The organism is Pseudoxanthomonas wuyuanensis, assembly GCF_900215535.1.
GTDB classification, from domain to species: Bacteria; Pseudomonadota; Gammaproteobacteria; order Xanthomonadales; family Xanthomonadaceae; genus Pseudoxanthomonas_A; species Pseudoxanthomonas_A wuyuanensis.
The window spans coordinates 36,348-58,069 of sequence record NZ_OCND01000007.1 but is presented as its reverse complement, the minus strand read 5'-3'; the positions used below and the strand labels follow the sequence as shown (position 1 = coordinate 58,069).

17 protein-coding genes and 1 riboswitch are annotated in these 21,722 nt (G+C 62.7%); of the genes, 8 read left to right on the top strand and 9 right to left on the bottom strand.

Annotation, left to right across the window (positions count from 1 at the left end):
* Positions 1–10: 10 nt before the first annotated feature.
* Positions 11–643: a ParA family protein gene (locus CRO39_RS14305; protein ID WP_097122632.1), complete on the bottom strand. Its 633-nt coding sequence runs from the start codon at positions 641–643 to the stop codon at positions 11–13.
* Between the two features lie 186 nt (positions 644–829).
* Here CRO39_RS14305 and CRO39_RS14300 point away from each other — a divergent pair, with 186 nt between their 5' ends.
* The gene (locus CRO39_RS14300; protein ID WP_097122631.1) at positions 830–2,341 is read left to right on the top strand and encodes an AAA family ATPase; all 1,512 of its coding nucleotides are present in this window, start codon (positions 830–832) and stop codon (positions 2,339–2,341) included.
* Between the two features lie 212 nt (positions 2,342–2,553).
* On the opposite strand, the gene CRO39_RS14295 is transcribed toward CRO39_RS14300, so the two are convergent.
* Complete coding sequence (locus tag CRO39_RS14295) at positions 2,554–3,468, bottom strand: AEC family transporter (RefSeq protein WP_097122630.1); 915 nt, start codon at positions 3,466–3,468, stop codon at positions 2,554–2,556.
* Positions 3,469–3,502: 34 nt separating this feature from the next.
* The gene (locus CRO39_RS14290) at positions 3,503–4,690 is read right to left on the bottom strand and encodes an MFS transporter (protein ID WP_097122629.1); all 1,188 of its coding nucleotides are present in this window, start codon (positions 4,688–4,690) and stop codon (positions 3,503–3,505) included.
* A gap of 151 nt (positions 4,691–4,841) precedes the next feature.
* Between CRO39_RS14290 and CRO39_RS14285 the strand changes: the two genes are divergently transcribed.
* The 4 genes from CRO39_RS14285 to CRO39_RS14270 all read left to right on the top strand — a co-directional run bounded on the left by CRO39_RS14285 (position 4,842) and on the right by CRO39_RS14270 (position 9,056).
* Positions 4,842–5,507 (top strand): alpha/beta hydrolase, encoded by a 666-nt coding sequence (locus CRO39_RS14285; RefSeq protein ID WP_097122812.1) that lies wholly within the window; start codon positions 4,842–4,844, stop codon positions 5,505–5,507.
* Positions 5,508–5,520: 13 nt separating this feature from the next.
* Positions 5,521–6,561, top strand: coding sequence for a lysozyme inhibitor LprI family protein (locus tag CRO39_RS14280; protein WP_141400818.1), 1,041 nt, complete (start codon positions 5,521–5,523; stop codon positions 6,559–6,561).
* Positions 6,558–7,724 (top strand): cell division protein ZapE, encoded by a 1,167-nt coding sequence (gene zapE, locus CRO39_RS14275; protein WP_238394679.1) that lies wholly within the window; start codon positions 6,558–6,560, stop codon positions 7,722–7,724. The genes CRO39_RS14280 and zapE overlap by 4 nt, the downstream gene beginning before the upstream one ends.
* Positions 7,725–7,853: 129 nt before the next feature.
* Positions 7,854–9,056: an IS256 family transposase gene (locus CRO39_RS14270; protein ID WP_097122627.1), complete on the top strand. Its 1,203-nt coding sequence runs from the start codon at positions 7,854–7,856 to the stop codon at positions 9,054–9,056.
* A 47-nt stretch (positions 9,057–9,103) separates the two neighbouring features.
* On the opposite strand, the gene CRO39_RS20585 is transcribed toward CRO39_RS14270, so the two are convergent.
* On the bottom strand, positions 9,104–9,475 hold the full coding sequence (locus CRO39_RS20585) for a hypothetical protein (protein ID WP_141400817.1): 372 nt from the start codon (positions 9,473–9,475) through the stop codon (positions 9,104–9,106).
* A 447-nt stretch (positions 9,476–9,922) separates the two neighbouring features.
* On the bottom strand, positions 9,923–14,677 hold the full coding sequence (locus tag CRO39_RS14265) for an RHS repeat-associated core domain-containing protein (protein WP_097122626.1): 4,755 nt from the start codon (positions 14,675–14,677) through the stop codon (positions 9,923–9,925).
* A gap of 289 nt (positions 14,678–14,966) precedes the next feature.
* Here CRO39_RS14265 and CRO39_RS14260 point away from each other — a divergent pair, with 289 nt between their 5' ends.
* On the top strand, positions 14,967–15,317 hold the full coding sequence (locus tag CRO39_RS14260; RefSeq protein WP_102047698.1) for an SIR2 family NAD-dependent protein deacylase: 351 nt from the start codon (positions 14,967–14,969) through the stop codon (positions 15,315–15,317).
* A gap of 201 nt (positions 15,318–15,518) precedes the next feature.
* Here CRO39_RS14260 and CRO39_RS14255 read toward each other — a convergent pair whose 3' ends face one another.
* From CRO39_RS14255 to ompR, 4 genes are all read right to left on the bottom strand, one after another.
* Complete coding sequence (locus tag CRO39_RS14255) at positions 15,519–16,712, bottom strand: M35 family metallo-endopeptidase (RefSeq protein ID WP_097122625.1); 1,194 nt, start codon at positions 16,710–16,712, stop codon at positions 15,519–15,521.
* Between the two features lie 298 nt (positions 16,713–17,010).
* Positions 17,011–17,877, bottom strand: coding sequence for an alpha/beta hydrolase (locus CRO39_RS14250; RefSeq protein ID WP_244904264.1), 867 nt, complete (start codon positions 17,875–17,877; stop codon positions 17,011–17,013).
* 93 nt (positions 17,878–17,970) lie between these two features.
* Positions 17,971–19,236: an ATP-binding protein gene (locus tag CRO39_RS14245; RefSeq protein WP_162125927.1), complete on the bottom strand. Its 1,266-nt coding sequence runs from the start codon at positions 19,234–19,236 to the stop codon at positions 17,971–17,973.
* The gene (gene ompR, locus CRO39_RS14240) at positions 19,233–19,967 is read right to left on the bottom strand and encodes an osmolarity response regulator transcription factor OmpR (RefSeq protein ID WP_097122622.1); all 735 of its coding nucleotides are present in this window, start codon (positions 19,965–19,967) and stop codon (positions 19,233–19,235) included. Before ompR ends, CRO39_RS14245 begins: the two co-directional genes overlap by 4 nt.
* Before the next feature lie 195 nt (positions 19,968–20,162).
* On the opposite strand from ompR, the gene CRO39_RS14235 reads away from it, so the two are divergent.
* Both CRO39_RS14235 and CRO39_RS20975 read left to right on the top strand, forming a co-directional pair.
* Positions 20,163–20,675, top strand: coding sequence for a hypothetical protein (locus CRO39_RS14235; protein WP_244904263.1), 513 nt, complete (start codon positions 20,163–20,165; stop codon positions 20,673–20,675).
* A 103-nt stretch (positions 20,676–20,778) separates the two neighbouring features.
* Positions 20,779–21,072: an EF-hand domain-containing protein gene (locus tag CRO39_RS20975; RefSeq protein WP_162125928.1), complete on the top strand. Its 294-nt coding sequence runs from the start codon at positions 20,779–20,781 to the stop codon at positions 21,070–21,072.
* A 179-nt stretch (positions 21,073–21,251) separates the two neighbouring features.
* Positions 21,252–21,557, top strand: a riboswitch (cobalamin riboswitch).
* Positions 21,558–21,722 lie beyond the last annotated feature (165 nt).

The window sequence follows — 21,722 nt, the reverse complement described above, 5'->3', positions numbered from 1 at the left end:
TCTCCAGGGTTCAGGCTTTCTTGATCCACTTCAGCAACGGATCCCAATCCCCTTGATGATCGCGGACCTGGGCTGACTTGTAATCGAACAGGCTGCGCCCCAACCCGGCCAGCACCACATAGGCCTGGGTGTCGCGCAACTGCGCCACCACCGGGTAGGGCCAGGTCTTGAGCATTTCGGCCGCCTGCTGCGAGGCGTTGGTCCAGGGCTTGCTGCGGTTGATCACCAGCCCGACCGGCAGCTTGCGCTTGTGCACGCGCGGCACCTTGGCCAGGGTGTTCAGGAAACCCACGGTGGCCTCGATATCCATCGCTGACGGCAATACCGGCACCACGATGGCGTCGGCATGTTCGATGAAACTGTCCAGATCCTCGGCCATGGCGCCGGCGGCGGCGTCGATGATCACCCGCTCGGCATCCTCCGGCAACCGCGTCAGCCAGGCCCGCTTGCCGCTGGCATCGATCGGCAGCACGGCGCTTTCCAGTTCGGCCCGGCGCTCGGCCCAGCGGGTCGAGGAGCCCTGCGGGTCGGCGTCCACCAGCACCGTGCGTTTGCCTTCCAGCGCGAAATTCGCGGCCAGGTTCGTGGCTATCGTGCTCTTGCCGGCGCCGCCCTTGGAGCTGGCGACCAGAATCGTCTTCATGCGCGCACCTCATTGCCCGGGGAAGCCGCAGGGTACACCGTGACCAGTTAAGCAGAAAGGTGGGGGGCGAAGGAGGAGTGAGGGGAGAGGAGTGAGGAGTGAGCGAAGGCCAGGTCCCGGCTCTTCTCACTCCTCACTCCTCTCCCCTTGCTGCTATCGTTCCGTTCCCCACGGACCGGTACCCCCATGAGCGAACTGCAGGACCTGACCGCGCTGATCCGCGCCAATACGCCGTTGATCGTCATCGAAACCCAGGACGAGGCACGGGTGGTGGACCTGTTCCGGCAGGCGCTGTCGCAGGTCTGGCGGGCGCTGTACCGCTGGTCGATCACCGAGGGCCTGCGCCGCCTGGACATGGATCGCGAGGACGAGGCCGAAGGCCCGCCCGACGCCAGCGCCGCGCTGCAGATGATGAAACAGGCCGAGCAGCGCGGCATCTACCTGCTGCTGGATTTCCACCCCTACCTGGGCTACGCCAGCAGCCAGCGCCAGCTGCGCGACATCGTGCAGCGCCGCCACAGCCTGCCGCATGTGGTGGTGCTGGTGGGTTCGAAGATCGAACTGCCGGCCGAACTGGATGCGCTGGCGGTGCGTTTCAGTCCGCGCCTGCCCGATGCCAATGCGCTGCTGAAGCTGGTCCGCGAGGAAGCCGCGCACTACGCCGACGAGCACGGCGGCCGGCGGGTGGAAGTGGACGGCGAAGCGGTCCAGCAGATCGTGCGCAACCTGCAGGGCCTCAGCCTGACCGACGCGCGCCGCATCGCCCGCCAGCTGATCTTCGCCGACGGCGCGCTGAACGCCAACGACCTGCCGCAACTGGCCAGGCTGAAGTTCGAGCTGCTCAACCGCAGCGGCCACCTGCACTACGAATACGACACAGCGCAGTTCGCCGAGGTGGCCGGTGCGCGCCGGCTCAAACGCTGGATCGAGCAGCGCCGCAACGTGTTCGTCGCCGGCGATGCGTCGCCGGACCCGTACCGGTACCAGCTCGACCCGCCCAAGGGCATGCTGCTGCTGGGCGTGCAGGGCTGCGGCAAGTCGATGCTGGCCAAGGCCACCGCCGGCGGTTTCGGCGTACCGCTGCTGCGGCTGGACTTCGGCACGCTGTACGACAAGTACCACGGCGAAACCGAAAAGAACCTGCGCGCGGCGCTGGCCTCGGCCGAACAGCTGGCCCCGTGCGTGCTGTGGATCGACGAAATCGAGAAGGGCCTGGCCAGCGGCGGCGAGGACGGCGGCGTGTCGCGGCGGGTGCTGGGCTACCTGCTGACCTGGATGGCCGAGCGCAGGAGCGCGGCCGCGTCCGGCCACGTCTTCATCGTCGCCACCGCCAACCAGGTGCACGAACTGCCGGCCGAGCTGCTGCGCAAGGGCCGTTTCGACGAGATCTTCTTCGTCGACCTGCCCGACCCGGATACCCGCGTGGAAGTGCTGCGCCTGCATCTGGCCCGGCGCCAGCTGCCGGCCGACGACTTCAACCTGCCGGCGCTGGCCGCCGCCGCCAATGGCTTTTCCGGCGCCGAGATCGAGCAGGCCATCGTCTCGGCGCTGTACACCGCTCATGCCGAACGCACGCCGCTGGATACCGACCTGCTGATGCAGGAAATCCGCAACACCCGCCCGCTGTCGGTGCTGATGGCCGAACAGGTCGGCGCATTGCGGCAGTGGGCGCGCGAGCGGACGGTGCCGGCCGACTGACGCACCGGCTGCGGTAAGGCGGTTCGGCACGTTTCCCTGTGGGAGTCGTGGCGGCATGCCGCCACGGGTCAGTGGCGATGAAGCTCAACGGGTAAAGCTTCATCGCAACCGACGTCGCTCCCACCCTGAAGGCAATCCGCCGCTGGCCGATGCGTTCCTGCGTGCCTATCGGTCGCAGCCGGCCGGAGAGACCGCCCCGGCTTGAACGTCCATCAGGCGAACAGCCGCACTACCCACACCCACGCCGGCAACGTCAGCAGCGACAACAGGATGCTGTAGCCGACCAGCGCGGCGGCCAGGCGCGGGGCCAGGTTGTGCGAAATCGCCAGCGCGGCGGCGGTGATCATGGTCGGCATGGCCGACTCCAGCACATTGGCCTGCAGCATGTCGCCGCGCATGCCCATCAGCAGCGACAGCGGCAGCGCGATCGCCGGCATCACCACCAACCGCAACAGCAGGCCCACCGCCAGCGGTTTGAGTTCATCGCGCGGCAGGCGCAACTGGATCGACAGCCCCACCGCCAGCATCACCAGCGGCAGCATCGCGTCGGCCAACTTCTGCAACGCGTCGGCAATCCATTGCGGCGGCCGTTCCGGCATTGCGATCAGGCTGAAGACCAGCGCCCACAGCGGCGGAAACCTGGCGATCCGTAGCAGGATCTGGCGGCCGCTCGGCGGCGCATCGCCGCCGTACCTGGCCAGCACGTACACACCGAACGTGGACAACAGCACAAATGTGCCGAACTGGTCGTAGACCACCGCATACGGCAGCGCCTGTTCGCCCAGCAAGGCCCGCACCATCGGATAGCCGATGAAACTGCTGTTGCACAGCGCCACGCACAGCAGCACCGCAGCGAACTCGTCGCGACGGAACTTCAGCCAACGGCTGGCCAGCGTCACCAGCGCCAGCGTGGCGCCGGTCAGCAGCCAGGGCGTGGCGATGATGCCGATCAGCGAGACATCCACATGCAGGCGCGGCACGTAGATCAGCACCGCCGCCGGCAGGCAGACGTACAGCACCACCCGGTTCAGAACTTCGGCCGCGTTGGCCGGCAACAGTTTCAGGCGTGCAAACGCCATGCCCAGGGCGAGCATGGCCAGGATCAGGGCGAACGCGTCGAATGCCATCGGCTCAGGTTAACGGCTGCACCGGATTGCCGCGTCATCCATGGCTACAGGCAATCGCTGGCGACACCTGCAGACGGCGGCTGCGCCGCTGCAGATATGCGCTGGCCAAAGTCAGGCCCAGCCCGGCCGCGGTGACCGCGGCGGCGGCCAGACTCAGCGCCGGGTAGCCGGCACCATGGCTTAGCAGGCTGGCGCCTATCCAGGCGCCGCCGGCGTTGCCCAGGTTGAACGCACTCTGGTTCAGCGTGGACGCCAGCAACGGCGCGGCGCTGGCCTGTTGCACGCAACGCGTCTGCAGACCCGGGCTGCTGGCAAAGCCGAGCAGGCCGATCAGGAACACGCCAATCACCGCCGCCGCCGGATGCTGCATCATCGCCGCGAACACCACGAAGAACAGGCTCAGCACCGCCAGAGCGATGATCAGCGCCGGCATCAGGCGCCAGTCGGCCAGCCGTCCCCCCAACAACGTGCCGCAGGTGGCGCCCAGGCCGAAAAGCGCCAGTACCCAGCTGATGGCCTGTTCGCCCAGATGCGCCTGTTCGGTGAGAATGGGCACGATGTAGGTGAACACCGCAAACACGCCGCCAAAGCCGAACACCGTCATGCCCAGCGCCAGCAGCACCTGCGGTTGGCGCAACACCCGCAATTCCTGGCCCAGCCGGGGCGCCTGCATCTCGCGCAGATCCGGTACCTGCCGCGCGATGATCAGCAGCGCCGCGACGCCCAGCAGCACCACTGCCCAGAACGTCGCACGCCAGCCCAGGGTCTGGCCCAGCAACGTGCCCAGCGGCACGCCCATGATGGTGGCCACGGTCAGTCCGGTGAACATCAGCGCGATCGCCTGCGCCGCCCGGCCTGGTCCGGCCACATGCCCCGCAACCACCGCACCGGCGCCAAAGAACGAGCCATGCGCCAGCGCGGCGATCACGCGCGCAAACATCAGCGTGTCGTAGTCCGGCGCCAGCGCGCACAACAGATTGCCGGCAATGAACAACCCCATCAGCACCATCAGGACGGTCTTGCGCGGCAGCCGCGCGGTGGCCATGGCCAGCAGCGGACCGCCGAACACCACACCCAGGGCGTAGCCGGTGACCAGCATGCCGGCGGCGGGAATCGACACCCCGAGATCGTCGGCCATCTGCGGCAGCAGCCCCATGACGACGAACTCGGTGGTGCCAATGGCAAACGCGCTGACGGCCAGCGCAATGATGGGCAGACGCATCGGGATTCCTGGTTTCCGGCCACGCCAACCTGCCGGCGCCTTATTGTGCGTTGCAACAAATGCCGTCGCAACACGGTTGCCGGCAATGCAGCGTTGCGTGTCCGCAATGGTCTTCCAAAGGACTGGCGGCGGCAGCGCTTATCATGTCGGCATGACTACCCCCTCCTTTCCCCAGGCGTCCGGACCGCTGGTCCTGCCAGGACCGGCCGGCGCGCTGGAACTGTTCGTCGAGTGGCCCGACGGTATGCCGGCGCTGCCGCTGACGGCGATCGTCTGCCACCCGCTGCCCACCGAGGGCGGCAGCATGCACAACAAGGTCGTGGTGATGGCCGCCCGCAGCCTGCGCGAACTGGGCGCGGTCACGGTGCGCTTCAACTTCCGCGGCACCGGCGAATCGGCCGGCAGCTTCGACCACGGCAACGGCGAAACCGACGACCTGCGCGCGGTGGCGGCCTGGGTGCGCGAGCAGCGGCCCGGGCACGCGCTGTGGCTGGCCGGTTTCAGCTTCGGCGCCTACGTGTCGCTGCGTGCGGCCGACGAACTGAAACCCGACGCGCTGATCTCGATCGCGCCGCCGGCCGGCCGCTGGGATTTCAGCGCCATCGTCCCGCCCGGCGGCCCCTGGCTGGTGATCCAGGGCGAGCAGGACGAAATCGTCGACCCGCAGGCCGTCTACGACTGGATCGACGGGCTCAAGAACCCGCCGGAACTGATCCGCATGCCCGAGACCAGCCATTTCTTCCACCGCAAACTGATGGACCTGCGCGGCGCCATCAAGCACGCGATGAAAGCCTTCCTGCCGGCGGCAACCGACTGACAGGAGCGAGCGAGTGCGAACAGCGATCATGATGGGACTGGCGTGCGCGCTGGCCGGATTGCCGGCGCTGGCGCTGGCCGCCGGTTTCGATTGCGGCAAGGCGCGCACCGCCACCGAGCGCGCCATCTGCGCCGATGCGGCGACCGGCGCGCTGGATGCGGCGCTGGCGGCGCGCTGGCGCGAGGCCCTGGCGCGCAGCCGCTACCCGGCCGAACTGAAGACCGATCAGCTGCAATGGCTGGCCGAACGCAACCAGTGCCGGGACGATGCTGCCTGCCTGCGCCGAAGCTATACGCGGCGCCTGGCCGAACTGGCTCCTGCGGCCGTCGAGGGCGTGTTCGACTGGAGCGGCGAATGGACGCGCATCGGCGGCCATTCCTCGCCATCGGCGTTGAGCATCGAGCGGCTGGACGCCGACCGCTACCGGATTGGCCTGGATGCCAGCGCCGGCGCCAATATGGGCGGTTACTCTGGGGATGCGCAGCTCGATGGCGACACGCTGCGATTGCAAGGCGGCGACGACAGCGATCCCGACTGCCGGATGCTGTTGCGCCGCGTGCACCGCCAGATCGAACTGGAACAGTCGCAAGGCCATTGCGGCGCCGGCGCCGGCGTCCATTACGCCGGCCGCTATATCGCCGATGCCGGCGGCGGCGCGGCACCGGTATGGAATCTGCTCAACCTCGGCATCGTCGCAACGCCCGCGCACGACAAGGCGTTGCGCGATCTGCTGGGCCAGGACGACTACGCCGCCCTGGTGGCGCGCATCGATCTGGGCAGCGCGCTGGCCGATGAGGACGGCTTCGGCGCCACCGTCGGCGACTACGCGGTGCGCGGCATCGCCAACAACACCCGCGGCCTGTTGATGCAGACCGGCGATGGCCGCTTGTGGGTGGCGCTGCTGGATTTCGACAGTCAGGGAAAAAGCGAGGTGCGCTATTACAGCAACGTGCCGGGCTGGACCGGCAAGCTGCCGCGTACCGCCGTCGCCTGGCTGGAAAGCATCCGCGGATCGGTCCCGCTGCGGATGATGTCGGAGCCGGACTACCGATGAGCGAACCGGCAAGCGCGATGACGCCATCGCAGCGCTACGCGGCCGGCGTACGGCAGGGCCAATGGCAGGACGATCCCGCGCAGCATCCGGCACTGGCCGAACTGGACCGCATTCACGCCGGGCTGCTTTCCGCATCGCCGGAGGGCGGCTTGCTCGGCAGGCTGTTCGGCAGGCGGCCGGAACCGGTGAAAGGCCTGTACTACTGGGGCGAGGTCGGCCGCGGCAAGACCTTCCTGGTTGACCTGTTCTACGACAACCTGCCGCTGCCGACCTGGTCGGCCTCCGGCCGCACCGGCGTGCCGCATGCGCAGGCCGGGCAGTCGGGCGAAGGCGGCAAGTACCGCACCCATTTCCACCGCTTCATGCGCGGCGTGCATGATCGGCTGCGCCAGCATGCCGGCGAAAGCGATCCGCTGGCCAGGATCGTGCGCGAGGTACGCGGCAAGCTGCGCGTGCTGGTGCTGGACGAGTTCTTCGTCACCGACATCGGCGATGCGATGCTGCTGGCGCGGTTGCTGGACCGCATGTTCGCCGAAGGCGTCAGCCTGGTGACCACGTCCAACACCGCACCGGAGAACCTGTACAAGGACGGCCTGCAGCGCGCCGGCTTCCTGCCCGCCATTGCCCTGTTGCAGCAGCATTGCGTGGTGCTGCGTTCGGACGGGCAGGAAGATTATCGCCTGCGCGCGCTGACCCGTTCGCCGGTCTACCGCGCCCCGTTGGATGGCCAGGCCGATGGATGGATGGCCTCGCGCTGGCGCGAGTTGAGCGGCGGCAGCGATGCGCACCCCGGCAACATCGAGATCGACAGCCGCAAGATCCCGGTGCGCGCGCGCGGCAAGAGCATCGTCTGGTTCGATTTCGCCGCGTTGTGCGAAGGCCCGCGCGGCACCACCGATTACATCGAGATAGCGCGCGAGTTCAACACGCTGTTGCTGGGCGGCATTCCCCGCTTCGACAGCCTCAACGAAGATGCCGCGCGCCGCTTCGTCAACCTGATCGACGAACTGTACGACCGCCATGTCAACCTGGTCTGCACCGCTGCCACACCGCCCACCGCACTGTATTCCGGCAGCCGCCTGCAGGGCGCCTTCGAACGCACCGCCTCGCGGCTGATCGAAATGCAGAGCGCCGAGTATCTGGCGGCCGAGCACAAGGCATGAATTGCCAAAGCTGGGAGAGTTATGCGAGAAGATCTACTGATAGCTTGTCGCCATTACTTCGGGGTCTGTAAATTGAACTGTGTAACAGCCCTTTGAGACGATGCGGCGATAGCCGCGAGGAGCTGTTGCATGAAGTTGAGCCTAGAGCAGTTGGACGCCTTGACGGCAGGATACAAGACGCCCGAGGAGATGGAGACGCTGTATTCGCAGATGTTGCAACACATGATCAACCGGTCGCTGGAGGCGGAGATGCAGGCGCATCTGGGCCATGAGCGGCACGGTCGATCCGGCGGCAATGTCCGCAACGGCAAGAGCCGCAAGGCGGTGCAAAGCGCGGTGGGCGAGCTGGCGGTCGAGACACCGCGCGACCGCGAGGGCACGTTCGAGCCGCAGCTGGTGAAGAAGCGGCAGGTGCGGCTGGCTGGGATGGAGGAGAAGATTCTGGCTCTGTACGCCACGGGCATGACCACGCGCGACATTGAGTCGGCGCTGGTTGATCTGTACGGGGTGACGATCTCGCATGCGCTGATCGCCCAGGTGACCGATGCGGTGCTGGACGAGGCACGGGCCTGGCAGACGCGGCCGCTGGAGGCGATCTACCCGATCGTCTGGTTGGACGGAATCGTGGTGAAGGTTCAGCAGCACATGCAGGTGATCAACAAATCGGCGCACGTGGTGCTGGGCGTGAACCTGCGTGGCGAGAAGGAGGTGCTGGGGCTGGGGCTGGCCGAGAACGAAGGGGCCAAGTGTTGGCTGGCGGTACTCACGGAGTTGCGCCAGCGCGGCGTGCAGGACATCTACATCGCCAGCATGGACGGCCTCAAAGGGCTGCCCGAGGAAGTGAACGCGGTGTTCCCGAAGACACTGACGCAGCTGTGCATCGTGCACTTGGTGCGGGCCAGCCTGCGCTACGTCAACGCCAAGGACAGCAAGGTGGTCGTGGCCGCGCTCAAGCGCATCTACCAATCGGCGACGGCCGAGGAAGCGCTGAGGGAACTGGACACCTTCGAGGCCGAGTGGGGAGACAAGTACCGGGCGGTGGTGCGGCTGTGGCGCGGCAACTGGGACAACATCATCCCGTTCTTCCAATTCCTGCCGGAGATCCGCAAGGTGGTCTACACGACCAACGCGATCAGGTCGCTGAACATGGTCATGCGCAAATACACGCGCAACCGGCGCATCTTCCCGAGCGACGAGTCGGCGCTGAAGGCGCTGTTCCTGGCGATCCGGGAAGCGTCGAAGAACTGGAAGAGCATCCACCACTGGAAGCCGGCGCTGCAGAGCTTTCAGCTGATGTTCGGCGAAGAGCGGGGGCCGTTGACGGCACTGTGACGAAACTCAGTTACACAGTTGGTTTGGCAGACTCCAATAGCGCTAAATTACCCCTTCCATATATCGTGGCTTCGGAAAGCATATAGAAATACAGCAATAATCAGCGGAAGCATCAACAAAATGCCACCTATCCCCCCGAAAATAACAAGGGCCTTAGGTTCAGACAAGGATGATAAAATCACCTTTGATGGATAGAAAACAGTACCAATCAGCAATGCATAGAAGCAGCCGACCCAAAGTTTTCGACTTCCATATTTACGCTTCGTAAGATAACCATATAGACCTAGCATGGCTAAAGCGCCAATAGCAATGCCTATTCCGGTTTCTATACTAATAGGTTCGCCAAAGGCATTGGCAAGTAAGCAGCCTAGTAAAAATACAAGATATATCCACCACCCAATATTTCCGAACGTTACCATTGATATTTTCCTTGGCACTTGAGTTGATCTGTGCCACGAAGCGGCTTCGACTTTAACGGACCGGTAAGTATTCCCTGACACCGAAGCTGGCCAATGATCCGCTTCTTGCGTCGCTTCGAAATGTACATTACGTGGCGTTTGCAGTCCCAACGAGTATTGCTAAGCTCAGGTACTCTTTCATCGTGAATCCTCATCTCTTGGTCGAGGTTTCAGATTCATGACGACCATTGTTAGGTGAAACCTTAGGAGTCCCCGGGCGCAATCGGGGATTTCCTTAGTATTATGAAAGTAACAATCGCTAGGGCAGGTATTCAGCTACGGCAAAGACAAAATAGTGGCAACCAAAAAAATCTACGAATTATCCAGCTGAATGAAACAAACCGTAGCGCAGCGCCTTTGCCAACAAAAAATAAATGAGCCACAGAAATAGCCTTTCTAAGCAACTCCCTATTCTTGCTCTTTGTCTTCGGGCTCTGGCTCTCCGACAGTGACAACACCAACGCGTATCGAACCTCCCCCCCCGATCCAGCCCCCACCCATTCCGCCCGATCCACCTCCACCGCCGCCACGAACAATCTCTATTTCACCCACATTGACCGTTCCAGCAGGCGGTTCAAGAGATGAATGAACGTCTACGGGTACTACGACCGGAGGTTTCACAGGAGGAAGCTTTTTTCCATTGCAGTAATCTTTAGTCATAGAATCACATGCCTGCATCGCAGGAAAAGTGCAAAGAAAGTATCCAGCACCACGACGCATTATCGGCCAAATAGTTTTTTTGCATTCACTGACTGTAGGAGCCAATGCATCCATGCAATCGATCATGAACGAACAGTTGTCTGACGGCGGCCGCCAAAGATGATCTGTTGGATCTGGGACTCGCTGCAAGCCTAAAGGATCGATGTAACTAATCGGATTCCCCTCTACATAGGCATATGTATTGAGCCCTCCCGCCAATCCGATCGGGTCGCTCTGCGTATACCTACCCAACCGCGCATCGTAGTATCGGTTGACGTTGTACCAGAGGTTGGTCTCCTGGTCGTAGTACTGGCCCGGAAGGCCGATATTCAGTCCACCGATGCTGTCCAACGTCACTCGCCGGTCGAAGGCGTAGTTGTTGGCCCGCCACACCACCGCCTTGGCGGTGTTGGTGGCAATTTCCGGGCGCCCAAGATGGTCGGTGTGGATATAACTCAGTTGAGTACCGCGCACCATGCCCACCAGTTCGCCACCGAACCATAGGTAGTTGGTCCACACTCCACCGTTGTCCTTGTACTCGCTCAGCAGCAGGCTGTCCGGGCCGTAGACGTAGCGGTAATTGCCGTGGCTGGGCGCAGCCTTCCATACCCGCTCGTTGTAAGCATTGTAGGCGTAGCTGTTGGTACCGGCCGGCAGGTTGACCGTGGAGTAGTTGGGTTCGGCCATACTGATGGCCGTATTGCGGCTAACGCTGGTTTGACGATTGAAACCATCATAGCCGTAGGTAGCCGTGGAGGTGCTCCAGGCTTGCGTCTTGCGGTTGCCCAGACTGTCATGGGTATAGCTGTGCGATGTCATTGCGTTGATACGATTGCTGTTGGCATCTACGGTCAGTCCTTCGTCCCAGGTCCAGGTATGCCGGGTCTTGTTGCCGTTAGCATCATAGGAGAGCGTCTGATTGCCCGAGGCAGACGTGATGCCGGTTAGACGGCTCAGAACATCATAGCCGTAGGTCTGGGTCAGATTCGTATTCGCGTAGTTCGTTATTTTTGTAATGCCGTCGTTGGCGTCATACGCCATCAGCAGACTTTGCAGGGTCGTTCCGCCGTTCATGGTGGTGATGCCGGTCAGGCGCTGGTCTCCTGCCGTGTAGTTCTGGTCGTAATACAGATTGCGCGTCAGTCCGTTGCCGTAGTTCCAGCGCGTGGCCGGGCCGAAGGGCCGGTACGTCGCTCCGGTCACCACATTGCTGACCGTACCGCCAATATTGACCGTCATGGTCGTCAGCTTCCCGGCGGCATAGCCATAGCCCACGGCCTGACCATTGGGGTACGTAATGGCATTCAGACGGCCGATGCTGTCGTAGTAGTAGCGGGTCCAGTGATCGGACTGGACGCTGTTGGCGGTGGTGAGGTCGCGCCGCACCCGGGTACGGCCGTCCGGTTCGTACTGGTAGTGGACGATGGTGCCCGGACCATCGGCATTGCACAGGCGGCTCTTGCCATTGACGCACCAGTCGTAGCCGTAGGTCAGTGTCTGCCCACCCGCGGTGACGCCGGTAAGCCTTCCCAGTCCGTCGTAGCCGTAGGTGGTGACACTGCCATCGGCCCGTGTCATGGACGTACGCTGGCCGCCAGCGTTGTAGGTAAACGTGGTGGTGCCGGTGTCCGGACTGACCTGCTTCCACAACTGGCCGAAGCCATCATAGGTGTAGGTCGTTGCCTTGCCACGCGGATCGGTGACCTTGGTCAGCTTGTCGGCCGCGTTGTATTCGTACTGGGTGACTCCGTTCAGCGGGTCCTTGGACTGGGTAAGCCGGTCCAGCGCGTCATAGGTCAGTGTGGTCACCCGGTTCAACGAGTCGGTGACGGTCTTGACGTTACCGTTCAAATCATAGGTGTAGTGCACGTTCTGGCCGTTGTTGCCGCGCTGCGCGCGGACCCGTCCCAGTTCATCGTAATCGGTGTAGCTTTCGTACATCGCTCCTGGCGTCGCTTGAATGCTCACCATGCCGGCCGACAATGGCTGCTGGCAGGGCAGACCATCCGGGCGCGGGCAAGGGTTGGGGTCTGGGAACGGTGGTTCGGGATCGGTCCCGCCCCCCAGCGCAGGAATGCTGAAACTGCCGGAGTTGGTCAGCAGCAGGTTCAAACTGCCCGAACCGGTCGGCGAGATGCCATGGACATGGATGGTCTTGTTGCCATGCTGCTGACGGATGGCGTCCGTCAGCGGGATTTCATACCGGTATGCCGTCCCTTGCGCTTGGCATTGCGTTGCTACTGCGCTTTCGCTGGCCTTGTTGGCGGTATAGCTTCCAACGAACGTACCTACTCCTGCTTGGCCACCGGCATAGAAATGCACATTGATGGAGCTGTTCATGTAGGTCGAACAAGCCCAGCCGCGTATCCGGTAGTTGCTGCCGGAATCGTTGAGAACACCGTCCACATACCCTTTGATGGTCGTACCGGGCACATAGCCGTTGCGGCTGACCACGAGCGAGGTTGGCAATGAGGCGGCGTTGTAGATATAGCCGCGATAGGCGTAGTTCTGGCCGGCTTCCTGTTCATACTCGCCCACCAGCCGATGGGCCACGTCGTACTGGAAGCCGCGAACCTGTCCATCCGGCCGTTTGACGTGGCTCAGCAGGCCGTTGGCGAGGTAGGTGTACGTGGTGTCGGCAGCCGTTGTTCCATTGGGATAGGTCCGCTCCCGGGTCACTCTTCCCCGCGCGTCGTAGGCATAGTCGGTGATGTCGCCGTTCGGACCAGTCACCCGGCCGGGTTGGCCCAGGCCGTTGAAGTTGCTGTAGGTGGTTTGATGGCCCAGGCTGTTCCGCGTCGCAGTCAAGTTCCCTTGATTGTCATAAGTCATGGTCACGTCATCGGCATTGCCCGCCAACGGCCCGTCCATAGTCACTGAAGCCAGCATGCCGGCCATCATCACGCCACCAGAGTTGCTGCCGTAGTAGTTGTAAGTGAACCAGGTTTGCCGAGTCTGATTAGCCACGCCAGTGGACGACAGATTTTTCTCCTCAATCATCGAGATACGGCTGCCAGTACCATCATGCTGATAGGTGATCTGCAAAACTCCCACCAACGTCTTTCTCATCAATCGATGCTGCCCACCAGCGCCCCACCATTCGTACAGCGTGGTGCGCGCCTGCGGCGTCCCATAGGCTTCAATCTTCTTGGTCAGCTGTCCCTTGGCGTTATAGGTGAAAGCCGTGTCATTGCCATTGAAGTCGGACTTCAACTTTGGATAGCCATTCGCATCATAGACTGTTTCGGCATAGCTACCGGCACTATAAGTACTTTGCGCGCCGGTCACCGTAGTTACCTTGCCATTCTTGAACTGGTAAGTCGTCCTCTTTCCCAACGGGTTTGTTTCGGTCACGGTAAGCAAGCCGTCCGTACCCGGCGTGTAGGCAAACGTATATTTCTCCTGCCCGCTATGCTCGCTGCTGGTGGCGTAGCCATTGGCGTCGTAAGTGAATTTTGAGTAGCGAGCACCGTTGAATGACTTGCCGGTCAAGGCGGCCGGACGCGTCGCAAGCTCGTAGTGGTAGGTCACTGTCGTCGCAGGACTTCCCGGCTTGGATGACGAAGCCAGGCGGTGCAGCCCGGTCCCAAACTGGTTGGCATGGTAGGCAAACCCGTACTGATTGCCGGCAGGATCGCGGACAGCTGTCAGCTGCCCGTTGGTCCATGTGAACTCTACGTAGCGGCCTGAGGTATGCGTAATCCGATATGGGTATGTCCCGTTGGTGTAGGAATACGTCCAGTTGACATTAGTCGAGTTGCGCACTCGTTCGACATAGCCAGCCGACGAGTAGATTTCCAGCCCAAAGTCTTCATTGAACAGCCAGAACTTGCCATCGGACTGCCGTTCGATATAGGCGATGGCCTCGGGCTTGTCCTCATAGAACTTGCCGTCCGCCTGCCTTATGAACTTGATGGTGCGACCATCTGGTCGCCAGGCATAAACAACCGTGTTGCTCCCGATTCCGCAGGCCCCGCCACCGGGACGAGGAAAGCAGCTATTCAGCGCCGTTGTGCCGAAGGTCAGCTTATAGTCGAAGTTGCTGATCCAATGCTTGCCGAATAAGCCGACGCCTTGCCAATAGTGGTTGTAGGTGCGAACAAGCTCAAGCGACATCTCACCTGAACTACTAAAGTCTCTCTCCTGTTCGATTTTGTTTCCGGTAGAAGCCAAAATCTGATCGGCACGAAACAAGCTTGTCACGCCACCAGCATCAACCCCGCCTACTATTACGGATGACGTTGGAATAAAGAGGTCCTGCTTTCTCTCAACCAATGCCGACGAACTAAAATTCTCAGCATTTCCGGCGAATGCCGTTATCGCACACTGGAAACTGAAAACAAGAAAGGCTACCCAAGAGAAAGATGTGCGGAAACGCAAAATTTCATTGTGCGCTCCACGATTAAAATGGCCGAAATTAATTTTTGGCACGTTAACTTTCCTTGATTTGACGTCACATTGCATGACGACTGGCAATCCATGGCTGCCCGGATGCCCCCTTTTTTAAAAGCTAACATCCGTCCCTTTACCGCGTCAATGCCACACTCTTGAAATTCAAAGATAGGCTGCTACCGGCTCAGTTCAAAAGCGACGAGAAGGTGGCGGTCTTTTGATTCCATCGGCAGTCAGCTTTGATCATGCTTGGCCGTCGGTGTTAGCGTCAAAGGGCCGCTTGAGGCATCTGCGACATTTACTTCAGTCCCCATGTCTCTTGCAAGAGCGACGTTGGTCGCGACCGAGAAGCCCGCAGCCAATGTCCACCTCCGCCAACCACACCGCCAAAGCCATCGCCGCGCTGATCGCCGACGCCACGTCCGTCGCCGTTCTCACCGGTGCCGGTATGTCGGCCGAAAGCGGCATCCCTACTTTTCGCGGCCAGCACGATAGCCTGTGGTCGCGATTCGATCCGCAGCAGCTGGCCAGCGCCGATGGCTGGCGTGCCGACAAGGCGCTGGTCTGGGGCTGGTATCGCTGGCGGATGGCGCTGGTGCAGCAAGCACAGCCGCATGCCGGACACTACGCGTTGGCCGAGCTGGACCCGCCGCGCTGGCGCAACAAATGGCGCCAATGGCATAGAGGTCAACCCCGGAAGTTACTGTGCTGACACCACCTGTGAACCTGCATTATCGTGCGGCCGCGCCAATTCTATTCCGCGCCAGCTATATAAAGTTTCAGAACGAACTGCATGTGCTTCGCCTGCATGTCCCAATTTTCGACACCCGAACTACCAGCACCAAACCAAGACCTCTGAAAATGGATGTTCGCACTAGGAATCGCCGCTGGCGATTCCTAGTGCGCTCCATTATCAAAAAACTTGATTGAGGAAATAGAACTTATAAGTGTCTGCGTTTCGGACAACCAGCGCTCGGTTGTTTACCGCCAAATCCAAGCTCTGATTGTATGTTGGCGCCGGATGAAGATCCGAGGACCCGCCCCATATCCCGTCAAGAAAATGGGAGATCTCGTGGAAAATCGTTCCCACTCTTGAGTTCTCATTAGGGACCGTGGGGAAATCTTCCGCAACCCAGAAAGAAGGGCACGCATTAATCTCATAATGAACATCCTCCCTAACCCAAGCCATCGTAGTTTCTGAATTAACCTCTTCCGGCAAGCACCGGCAAGTCAAAGTAATCGGTGGGATAGTTCGATCGGTGTCGCGAAGTCGATAAGCTACAGCAAATATTGAATCATCTATCTCCTGATCTAACGGAGGAACATTGAGAGGATCGAAGGTGCCAGCACGAAATCCAAACCAATTGGTATAGCGCGGCGATGGCGAAAAAGAACCGACCACCGTCATAGTTACGGGATCAATGGAGTATTCGAACTGGCTCGAGTGTTCATTAAAAGCGGCCCATGAAATGGATGCCGCTTGGCTGAGCGAGTTCTGAAAAATAGCAACCTGGCTTTCATCGCAGGATTGCGTGAGAAACTCGCTCTGGAGTCTTACTGATTCCGGCGAATAGCTCTTGTCAGCCACAAAATGAAATGGCTGGACCACCGCCTCTCTCATTAGAGAAATGAGATTGTCGTCACTTTGATTTCTGAAATCGCTACGTGGCCTATCCAGGTACCTGATGCCGCCCTTGTAGAAACTTGCAACGTAGCGTACTCCGGCGATAACGGCGTAGTTCTTTGGGACATCGACCAAACGGACGACCTTTTCCCCCGGTTCAATTGTGGTAGTCCGAAGCCTGTGATCGACGCGATCCAGCATTATTCCTTTGTACCTCGCCTCCTTTCCGTTAACGTCTTTGATAACGATAGAGGAGTTGGTGATTACTCCGTATTTGTTGACCCACGGGATATCATCAGAAACCACCTCAATGATTCGATCCCCATCATTGGTCAGCGTCAACTCGATGATCGAGGATGATGGAAGCGAAGGTTGCGTTGCTGTGTAGGATTTCAGCGTGGCCGTTAGATGGCCCAAGGCATAGCAGTGAAAAGCACTGAGATAACCTATTCCGAAGATTATTGCCGTCAGAATGTATTTCATCGTGTTTCGCTCCTTGATTACGATTGATCAAGCATGGCGTGTGCACCATGCTTGATAGAGTCTAGCCAGAAGCTTTCGCGTTTTTTAGGCTCTCGTCTCAGTTTCATTACGCTTCCTGAACAGGCGCGGGACGCGCAACGGCTCTGCCCAGAAAGAGCCAGGTGCTCCACCAAGCAATGCTAGAGATACAAGCAGAACCTTTGGATACGTATGCTAGTTGCGGGGAATAGATGCTCTGTTTGTGGCCGCAGTGCCGAGTTCAATGTCGGCATCATGCACGACGCAGAACGGAACCACTCTATCGAACCAATGAACGGATGAACCCATCCACGGCCTTGGTATAGGACGAAATCTCTCCCAGTTCGCGATTGATCTCGCGGTGCGAGAGATCCTGCGGCAGCACTTCCATCCGCACTCCGAGCTTTGCTGCTTTCCCGGCCAACGCGCGTCCCTGCGGGCAGGCATCGGGGCGGCGGGTGGAGCAGACGATCAGCATCGGCACGGCCTCGCCGGTGAGCTGGTGGTGCGGCGAAGCGGCGATCCAATCGTCCGGATTGCCGCCGAAGGCGCGGTGGTACAGCTTGGGAATGCGCGGACGGCGCATCAGGTCGGGAACATCCAGCGCACCGCTGTCCAGCGATACCACGCCACGCGGCTTGCCCGCACCCGCCTCGCGCCACAACGCGGACGACGCGCCCACCAATGCGGCCAGGTGCGCGCCGGCCGAGTGGCCGATCAGCACAACGCGTGACGGATCCGCGTCCCACTGCGGCGCCAACTGCTGCACCTTGGCCAGCGCGCGCGCAACGTCGCGGGCCTGGTCCAGCGGCGCGGTGTCCGGGCGCATGCGGTAGTTGGTGGAGACCAGGATGTAGCCCTTCGGCAGCCAATAGGCGGCCTTGTCCTCGACCACGCCTGGATTGTCCTTGTTGCCGTTTTCCCAACCGCCGCCATGCACGAACAGGAGCACCGGTGCGCCAGGTGCCGGCGCGTTGCGCGTCCGCGCAGGCAGATAGACGTCGAAGCGCTGGCGCGGATCGCTGCCGTAGGCCACATCGCGCAGCGCGCGTGCGCCGGCAGGCAGGGCAGGCGGTGTTGCGGCCGGTTGCCTGGATGCTTGGCGCGCCTCTTCCAGCCACTCGCGAAAGCCCTGCGCTTGCGCCATTGGCACAGCATTGCATGACAGCAGAAACAGCAGTCCAAACCGCAACAGGGACGTGTGCATCGGATTCGACTCCGTTGGCATGAGGCGATGGCTTCAAGCGCCGCGCAAGCGCAGCACGGCAAGCAGCCCGTGCGGGCCGTTGGGCAACAACTGCAGGCTGCCGCCGTGCTGGCGCGCCACCCGCTCGACGATCGGCAGCCCCAGTCCGCTGCCGCCCTGGCCGCTGTCGTGCACGAACGGCTGCAGCGCGCGTTCGGCCGCTTCCGCACCCAGGCCGGGTCCATGGTCGGAAACTTCCACCACCCAGGCGTCGCCTTCGGACCACAGCCGCAGCGCGAACGGCGGCGCGGCGTGCCGCTGCGCATTGACGATCAGGTTCTCGACCGCGCGCAGCAACGCCATCGGCTTGCCATGCAGCGGCGCCGACGCCGGCAGTTCGGCGTCCCAGGATGCAGGCGAAGCGGCCAGCGCGTTGCGGCAGATTTCCGCCAGGTCCAGCGCCTCGCTGCTCTCGTCGCGGCCATCGCGGGCATAGGTGATGAACTGGCTGAGGATGGCGTCGATTTCATCGATGTCGCGCTGGATGCCCAGGCGCAGCTCCGGGTCGGTACCGGGCAGCAGCTCCATCGCGTACTGGACCCGGGTCAGCGGCGTGCGCAGATCGTGCGAAATGCCGGCCAGCAGGAACGCGCGCTCTTCCGCCGCCGCGCGCACATCGCAGCTGGCGCGGTCCAGCGCCTGCGCCAGTTCGGCCACCTCGCGCGGATCGCGCGCATGCGACGGCGGCGGCGGATCGCCGCGTGCGATTGCCGGCGCGGCCTGCGCCAGCCGCCGCAGCGGCAGCACCAGCCGGCGCGCGAAGTACGCCGCTGCCAGCCACACCAGCGCCACGCAGCCCAGCAGCAGCAATGCCGAGAACCGGCGTACACCCGCGCCTCGGCGCTCGTGGGTGAAGGACACCCACAACGGCTCGCGCGTGTGCAGTTTCAACCAGACCTCGTTGGTGCGACCGCTGCGGGCCACCCGCAGCTCACGGCCCGGCCCAAGCCTGCCCTGGGCCTGTTCGCGCAGTTCGCGTATCAACGGCGCCAGGCGGGGGCGTTGCTCTGGCGGCGCGCTTTCGCGCACTTCCAGGCCGGCTTCGCGCAGCTGCCTGACAGTCTGCGCATGCGGCTGGTGCCGGTCCAGGGCTTCTACCACGTCGGCAAAGCCCTGCATGGCGCGCAGCATCTGCTCGGCCGCCGGGCGTGTGGCCAGCTCGCGGCCCAGCAGCAGCGCCAGCACGCCTGCACCGGTCAGCACCAGCCCGATCACCAGCGCCAACTGGCCGAACAGGCTGCGCGGCAACGGCAGTCTCATGGCGTACATTCCTGCGCCGCGCGCTCCGGCGGCACATACACGTAGCCCACGCCCCACACCGTCTGGATCAGCCGCGGCTGGCGCGGATCGTCTTCCAGCAGCCGGCGCAGCCGCGCGATGGTCACATCCATGCTGCGTTCGAAGGCCTCGTGTTCGCGGCCGCGCGCCAGGCTCATCAGGCGGTCGCGGCTGAGCGGTTGGCGCGGATGGCGCAGCAATACCGCCAGCACCGCGAACTCGCCGGAAGTCAGCCGTACCGGTTGGCCATCGCGGCTCAGTTCGCGCCGGCCCAGATCCAGCCGGAAGGCGCCGAACGCGATTTCGCCGCCTTCCGGCTGCGGTGCGCCGGGCACCGGATGCATGCGCCGCAGCACCGAACGGATGCGCGCCAGCAGTTCGCGCGGGTTGACCGGCTTGGGCAGGTAGTCGTCGGCGCCGATCTCCAGGCCGACGATGCGATCGATCTCATCGCCCTTGGCGGTCAGCATGACGATGGGCGTGGCATCGCCCTGGCCGCGCAGGCGCCGGCAGATGTCCAGGCCGTCTTCGCCGGGCATCATCAGATCCAGCACGATCAGATCGTAGTGGCCGCGGTCCATCGCCTGGCGCATCTGCACGCCGTCGGCGGCGCCCTTCACTTGGAAACCCTGCGACTGCAGGTAGCGCACCAGCAGCTCGCGCAGGCGGGCATCGTCATCGACCAGCAGGATCCGGGCAGCGGCATCGCTCATGGCGCCACTATCGCCGCCGCCGCGACGGCCCGCAAACGGTGCCGGATGCTCATTTGTAAGCAGACGTTTCCAGCGCGGGCGGCAGACACATCCGCTGGCAATGGCGACACGCCTGCCGTCGCGGCCCGGCCTAATGTGGTCCTGCCGCCGCTTCCCCGTGCGGCACGCACCGTTTCCCCCAGGAGGATTCCCGCCATGAACAAGACTCCGCTACTGCTGGCCGTGCTGCTGGGCAGCACCCTGCTCGCCAGTCACGCCGATGCCCGCGAGCGCAGCCGTACCGTCCAGCGTACCGCCCACGGCGGCAGCGTCGCGGTGGACCGCAGCAATCCCCGCTTCGACAGCCAGCGCCAGCGCAACTGGCAGGCCGACGGCCAGGGCAACGCTTCCGGCGCACGCAGCGGCAGCGCCGCCGGTGCCTACGGTGGCCATGCCGGTTACCAGCAAAGCGCCTACCGCAATGCCGACGGCAGTGCCGGCCGCCAGGGCAGCGCCCATGCCAACGGTCGCTACGGCGGCAGCGTCAGCACCAGCGGCGCGCTGGCGCGCGACGCCGATGGCAACGTCAACGGCGCGCGCAGCACCAACGCCACCGGCGCCAACGGCAACCACTACAGCGGCAGCACCACGATGTCCGATGGCACGTTGGTCCACACGCGCAGCTGCACCAACGCCAGCGGCGAAGCCGTCGCCTGTCGCGGCAACTGATGTTTCCGGCAGGTGCGGTGCCCTGGCTCCCCCGCCGCACATGGATGCGCAACCTGCTCCACCGCACCTGCCACCTTTTTCTCCCACCGACGAGAACCCAGCGATGAAGAATTCCGTTGCTTCCACCCTGCTGCTCTCCGCCGTGCTGCTGGCCTGCGCCGCACCGGCCTGCGCGCAGCGCACCCTGTCCGATGAACAGAAGCAGGCCTTGCAGGATCGTTTGAAGGCCGCCGATGCCAATGGCGATGGCCTGATCGACAGAGCCGAAGCCGAAGCCAGACTGCCGCGCGTGGCCAAGTATTTCGACAAGCTCGACGCCAACGGCGACGGCAAACTGTCGCCTGAAGAGATGCGCGCGATGGCTGCGCAGATGGCCGAACGCCGCAGGAACCGCTGAGCCGATGGAATCGGCGCGGCGGCGGCCATCCGCCGCGCGCGCCGTGGGCCCATGTTCCACGACCTGCCGCTCGCCAGGGCCTGCGTGAAACCTGGCCGACGGCGCTCGGACCGACCGCGCCCAAACCGGTCGGTGCGCGGTAGAAATCCATATATCGCGTTGACGAACCATGATGACCACACTATCTTGTGGCCGTCGGTTCCGTCGGCTGCAAGGCCGGACGGATGAAAAGGGAAGCCGGTGCGGCGCGCGATGCGCCAATTCCGGCACTGCCCCGCAGCGGTAAGTGGAAACGAACTCGCCATTGGCACTGAGGCACGGACCTCGGGAAGCGGCGAGCTAGGCAAAGGCAGAAACGAGTAGCGAGGAACGAGGAACGAGTAAAAGCCGGGCATTGCCGCTTTCCACTCGTTTCTCACTCCTCTTCACTCGTTCCTCGCTTCACGTCCACAAGTCCGAAGACCTGCCGACAGCCGCGCGAAGCACACCGCGCGGTGCCGGCCGCGGAATCTCCGGGGGGAGATGGCTGGTGAAGCAGGCCCGGCCGCGGAGGATCCGCTGTCGCCGGTTTTGCGACGCCGCTTTCCCATCCTGTCGATCACCGGCCCGCAGCCTGCGAGGGACGGGCTGCCGCGTGCATGACGCATGGA